The organism is Myceligenerans pegani, from assembly GCF_014892515.1.
GTDB classification, from domain to species: domain Bacteria; phylum Actinomycetota; class Actinomycetes; order Actinomycetales; family Cellulomonadaceae; genus Myceligenerans; species Myceligenerans pegani.
The window spans coordinates 1-5,085 of record NZ_JADBGR010000074.1; the positions used below are offsets into that span (position 1 = coordinate 1).

5 protein-coding genes are annotated in these 5,085 nt (G+C 73.9%); 3 read left to right on the forward strand and 2 right to left on the reverse strand.

What is annotated here, in order from left to right; genetic code table 11:
• Positions 1-100 precede the first annotated feature (100 nt).
• The gene (locus IIE03_RS09735; RefSeq protein ID WP_318842899.1) at positions 101-1,264 is read right to left on the reverse strand and encodes a UDP-N-acetylglucosamine--N-acetylmuramyl-(pentapeptide) pyrophosphoryl-undecaprenol N-acetylglucosamine transferase; all 1,164 of its coding nucleotides are present in this window, start codon (positions 1,262-1,264) and stop codon (positions 101-103) included.
• A gap of 184 nt (positions 1,265-1,448) precedes the next feature.
• Here IIE03_RS09735 and IIE03_RS09740 point away from each other — a divergent pair, with 184 nt between their 5' ends.
• From IIE03_RS09740 to IIE03_RS09750, 3 genes are read left to right on the forward strand one after another with little or no spacing between them, the layout of a single operon-like run.
• Positions 1,449-2,303 (forward strand): hypothetical protein, encoded by an 855-nt coding sequence (locus tag IIE03_RS09740; protein ID WP_192862562.1) that lies wholly within the window; start codon positions 1,449-1,451, stop codon positions 2,301-2,303.
• Positions 2,300-3,304 carry a prephenate dehydratase gene (locus IIE03_RS09745; RefSeq protein WP_192862563.1) on the forward strand — a complete coding sequence of 335 codons (1,005 nt, stop codon included), beginning with the start codon at positions 2,300-2,302 and terminating at the stop codon, positions 3,302-3,304. Before IIE03_RS09740 ends, IIE03_RS09745 begins: the two co-directional genes overlap by 4 nt.
• On the forward strand, positions 3,301-4,362 hold the full coding sequence (locus IIE03_RS09750) for a prephenate dehydrogenase (protein WP_192862564.1): 1,062 nt from the start codon (positions 3,301-3,303) through the stop codon (positions 4,360-4,362). The genes IIE03_RS09745 and IIE03_RS09750 overlap by 4 nt, the downstream gene beginning before the upstream one ends.
• Before the next feature lie 62 nt (positions 4,363-4,424).
• Here the strand turns inward: IIE03_RS09750 and IIE03_RS09755 are convergent, their stop codons facing one another.
• Positions 4,425-4,859, reverse strand: coding sequence for a GNAT family N-acetyltransferase (locus IIE03_RS09755; protein WP_225997536.1), 435 nt, complete (start codon positions 4,857-4,859; stop codon positions 4,425-4,427).
• Positions 4,860-5,085: the final 226 nt, after the last annotated feature.

Genomic DNA, 5,085 nt, shown 5'->3' on the forward strand with positions numbered 1-5,085 from the left:
CGGACGAACGCGTCGAACGAGACGTCGAGCACGACCTCGTCCACGGCCACCACGTCCGGGCTCCCGATCAGCGCGTCCAGTGACGGCACCACGTAACCGGTCACCGCTCCCGGGCCGCGTTCAGGAGCACGTCCACCAGGCGTTCGGCGGCGTCCGGACGGCCGTGTTCCCGGGCGGCGTGCGCCATGCGCTCGCGCTGCCCGACATCGCCCAGCAGTGGTTCGATCCCGGCCCGGAGATCCGCCGCGGCGATGTCGCCCTCGAGAACGACCGCCGCGCCGACGTCGCGCAGGCGGTGCGCGTTGTGCGCCTGCTCGTTGCCGGCCGACGACGCCAGCGGGATCAGCAGCGAGGGCTTGCCCAGGGCGGTCAGCTCCGCGATCGTGCCCGCTCCCGAACGAGACACCACCACGTCGGCCAGCGCCAGCACGTCCGGCAGCTCGGCCCCCACGAACCCCAGCACCCGATACCGACCCGCCAGCTCCGGCGAGAGCCGGGCCGCCACCTCGCTCACCGTCTCCACCCTGGCCGGACCGCACTGATGGATCACGTTCGCCCGGCCCAGCAGCCACGGCAACGACTCCGCGATCAACGTGTTGATCTGCACCGCGCCCTGCGCCCCACCCGTCACGTACACCACCGGCAGGCCGGGATCGAAGGAATCGAGACCGAGCGCATCGACCGCCTTGATCGCCTCACCCGACAGCACCTCCGCACGCACCGGATTCCCCGTCACGACCGCCCGCTCCCGCACCCCCTCGGGCAGCAGATCGAGCGTGGAGGGCGAGGACACGGCCACCCTGCTCGCCCCGCGCACCAGCGCACGATTCGCCAGCCCGAGACGGACCGTCTGCTCATGCACCACCAGAGGCCGCCGCGACATCGCCGCCGCGAGACCGATCGGAACCGCCACGTACCCGCCCGTCGACAGCACGACGTCGGGCCGGAACCCGGAAACCACCCCGCGCGCCTGCGCCACACCGACCGGCACCCGGGCCATGTCCCGCACGTTCTCCGCACTCAGCATCGCCAGCGGATTGGACGCCCGACGGATCTTGCCCGTCGCCACCGGCGCGAACTCGATACCCTCCGCCTGCGCGACACGCTCTTCCAGACCACCGGCGGCACCCGCCCACAACACCCGCACCACGACGCCCTCCGCCGCGAGCCGCGCCTGCAACGCCCGCACCGTCGTCAGGGCCGGATACGTGTGACCACCCGTCCCGCCACCGGTCACCAACAGCCGGAACTCACCAGCACTCACGAAAACCCCCAGGTCAGCGGTATATCCGGATCGGTCAGGAGGACCGTACCGTCCCCTCCTCCGCGATCTCTACCCGCCGTGGGATACACAGTGAACCAGGCCGTGCGACGCGTCCTGCTCCCGATGCCCGCCGAGCGGCGGACAGATGACGCGCGAGCCCGCCGGGCGCAGTAGGTTCGGATCCATGCTGGGACGCGACGAACGAGAGTCCTCCGCACACGCGCTGCTCGCGGCGCGCGCGCAGGGGTGGTCCACCGAACCCGTGGAGCTGCTGGACCTGGGTACCACGGCCGACACCCTGGCCACCGTCGCGAGCATCGCCGACCTGGCCGCCGTCGTGCACCTCGGGCACCCCGAGCAGCCCTCGCCCGGGCTGGAGCGCGCGCTGCTGGAGGGCGCGTCGTCGCTGATCGTGACCGCGGCCGTGTCCATCGAGCCGCAGTGGGTCTGGGTCGCGGCCGGCGGCAGCTCCGGCGGGCAGGTCGTGGTCGACGAGGCCGGGCTGCGCGACTGCGCGGGCGTGCTGCGGGGGCTCGGCGTGCATCCGCGCCTGGTCCCTACCCGCACGCCGATCGCCGAACGGGTGGCGCTCGCCGGGGTGGACGGTTCCCTCGTGGTGGAGCGGTCCCGGGTGCCGGCCGGGTTCACCGAACTGCCGGACAGCGCCGTCCTCGCCGAGCGCGGGCCGGTCTGGTACGGCCTGCTCCAGTCCCGCGCCGCCGTGCCGGAGTTCACGACGCCCGCCCAGGTGTGGCTGGCGTTCGGTCCGTACGACGACCACCGCGGCTCGTTGCAGCCCACCCTCGCCGTCATCGCCGACGCCGGGATCGACCTGCAGCACCTGCGCAGCCAGGCGTCGGTCACCGGGCCGCACGTGTTCTTCACGTCGTTCTCCTGCCCCTCGGCGGCGGTGCTGTCGGCCCTCGTCGACGAACTGGACACGCGCGGCATCGCGCACCGCACGCTCGCCGTCCTGCCGGGTGCGGCGTTCGAGCCCGGCCCCGACCGCGCCGCGCCGCAGTGGGCGGGCGAGCTGTGAGCCGCGCGTTGCGCGCCGCGTATCTCGGGCCGGAGGGCACGTTCACCCACCAGGCGGTCCGCGAGTGGCTCGCGCTCCGCGCCAAGGGGGACGACGGCGGTCCGGGGCCGATCGCGACGGGCGCGACGGCGCCCGGAGGGCCGGCCGGAACCGCCCACCCGCTCGCCACGGTGGCCGACGTGCACGACGCGGTCTCGGCCCGCGCCACCGATGTCGGCGTCGTCGCGATCGAGAGCTCCGTGGAGGGCTACGTGGTGCCGTCGCTGGACGCGCTGATCGGGAGCCCGGACGTGGTGGCCGTGGACGAGGTCGTGCTCGACGTCTCGTTCGACGCGTTCGTCCGCCCGGATCACGGCGAGCTGCGCGAGGTGAGCGCCCACCCGCACGGCCTGGCGCAGTGCGCCGGGTTCGTCGCGGCGAGCGGGCTGCACCCGGTGCCGTCGTCGTCCAACGCGGCCGCGTGCCGCGACGCCGGGCCGCACACCGTCGCCCTCGGGCCGTCCCTCTGCGGCGAGCTGTACGGGCTGGAGACGCACGCCCGCGCCGTCGAGGACTTCCGGGGCGGGCGCACCCGCTTCCTCGTGCTCGCGCCGCGGGACGCCGCACGCGAGCACCTGGGTGCGGCCCGCGCCCGGGGCGTCTCGGCGTGGCGCACGATGCTCGCGGTGACCCCCCTCCGGGTGGGCCCGGGCGTCCTGGCGCGGATCACCGACATGTTCGCCCGCGCCGGCGTCAACATGTCCAGCCTGATCACGCGCCCGCTGAAGGCGCGGCAGGGCCAGTACGTCTTCGTCATCACGCTCGACGAGGCCGCGTGGGAGTCCGGCGCGCGCACCGTGCTGGCCGACCTCCTGGCCGCGGGCGACTCCTTGAAGACCCTCGGCGTGTTCCCCGCCCCGGACCTCGACGTCGACGGCACGCTGGACCCGGACCACGTCCCGGTCGGCTCCGTCACCGCGGACGCCGATTCCGCCGAGATCACCCGGGGGCTGCTGTGGTGACCTCGGTGGGCATCATCGGCCTCGGGCTGATCGGCGGGTCGCTCGCGCGGGCGCTCGTCGCCGCCGGCGTGCCGGTGATCGCGACCGACCCGTCCGACGACGCCCGGACGGCGGCCCGCGCGGCGGGCATGCAGATCGCCGACGACGTCGCGACGCTGTGCGGGAACCACCCCTCGATGGTCGTGCTGGCCGTGCCGCTGCGGGCCATGCGCGTGGTGGCCGGCGAGGTGTCGGCCGCGCTCGACGACGCGCCGGGATGGGATCCGACCGTCGTCGACGTCGGCTCGGTCAAGGGTCCGGTGCGGGACGCGATCCGGGACGCCGGGCTGGCCGGGCGCTACGTCGGCGCGCATCCGATGGCGGGCACCGAGCACAGCGGGTTCGACGCCTCGTTCCCGGACCTGCTGCGCGGGATCCGGTGGGTGGTGACCGTCGACCCGGGGGCCACGCGCCTCGGGGACGGCGTGCCGACGTCGGGCAAGGCGACCGATCCCGACCGTCTGGCGGGCGTACTACGCCTGATCACCGCGGAGCTCGGCGGGACGGCCGCCGTCCTCACCGACGACGCCCACGACGAGGCCGCGGCCCTCGTCTCGCACGTGCCGCACGTGCTCGCGGGCGAGCTGCTCGGCCTGGTGGCCGGCGCACCGGTGCGCGACGTCGCGCTCGGCCTCGCCGCGGGATCCTTCCGGGACGGGACGCGTGTGGCGTACGGCGACCCGCGCCGCACGGAGGCGATGGTGACGCAGAACGCGGCGTGGGTGGCGCCCGCGCTGCGGCTCGCGGCGCGCGACCTGGAGATGCTCGCCGACGCGCTGGACTCGAACGCGCCCACGGGCTGGTTCTTCGACCGGCCGGAGCCGCTGCGGGACCGGCGCCCGAGGCAGACGAACGGCCGGACCCCGGGCGGCGTGCCGGAGATCCCGCTCCGCGAGACCGCCCCGCCGCCCGAGCAGCGCGTCCCGCTGGAGGGCGACTGGCCGGCCGAACTGGTCGAACGCTGCTCGGTGGGCGCCGTCGTCGTCCTGATGGAACGGGAGACGGCGGTGCTGACCTGAGCTCCCGGGGTGAACAGGTACAGGGCTCCTCGACGGGGTGAACGGCGACGGTGGCGGACTGGTCAGGGCGAGCTTGGAGCGCCGGGTTCAGCGCCGAGCACTGCTGCTTCGACCAGTCGCGGCCCCTCGTACTCCTCCGGGACGGCGTCCATGATGACTTCGTCGGCGGGCTGGCCCAGCCAGGAGCCGGTGCGGCGACGGGTGCCGACGATGCGGAAGCCGGCCTTCTCGTAGGCGCGGATGGCGCCGGTGTTCTGCGCGATGACGGACAGGTGGACACACCGCAGGGCGGTGATGTGGAAGGCCCAGTCGAGCACCATCGTCGTCGCGCTTGTTCCCGTGCCGCGGCCACGCTCGGACGGCTCGCCGATGTAGATGAAGAACTCCGCGGTGCGATAGCGGTCGTCGATGCAGGGAAGCCATACCGACCGGCCGCCACCCGTCGCCGTCGTCCTGGCGGTAGATGGTGAAGCGGGTCTGGGTCTCGGTGTCTTCAAGTTGGTGGTCGAGCCCGGCGGTGCGCTCGGTGAGGGACTCGGGGGTCTCGCGGGCGTAGCCGGCCACCACGGGCAGGGAATTCTCCCAGCGCCAGTACGACTCCAGCAGGTCGGCGCGCAGCGGGCCCAGCCCGACGCCGTCGTGGGTGAGCCACAGGTCGGGCGTGGTGTTCTCGTTGATGGTGAGCTCCAAGGGTCAGATGGTGAGCAGGGGTGTGAAGCTGCT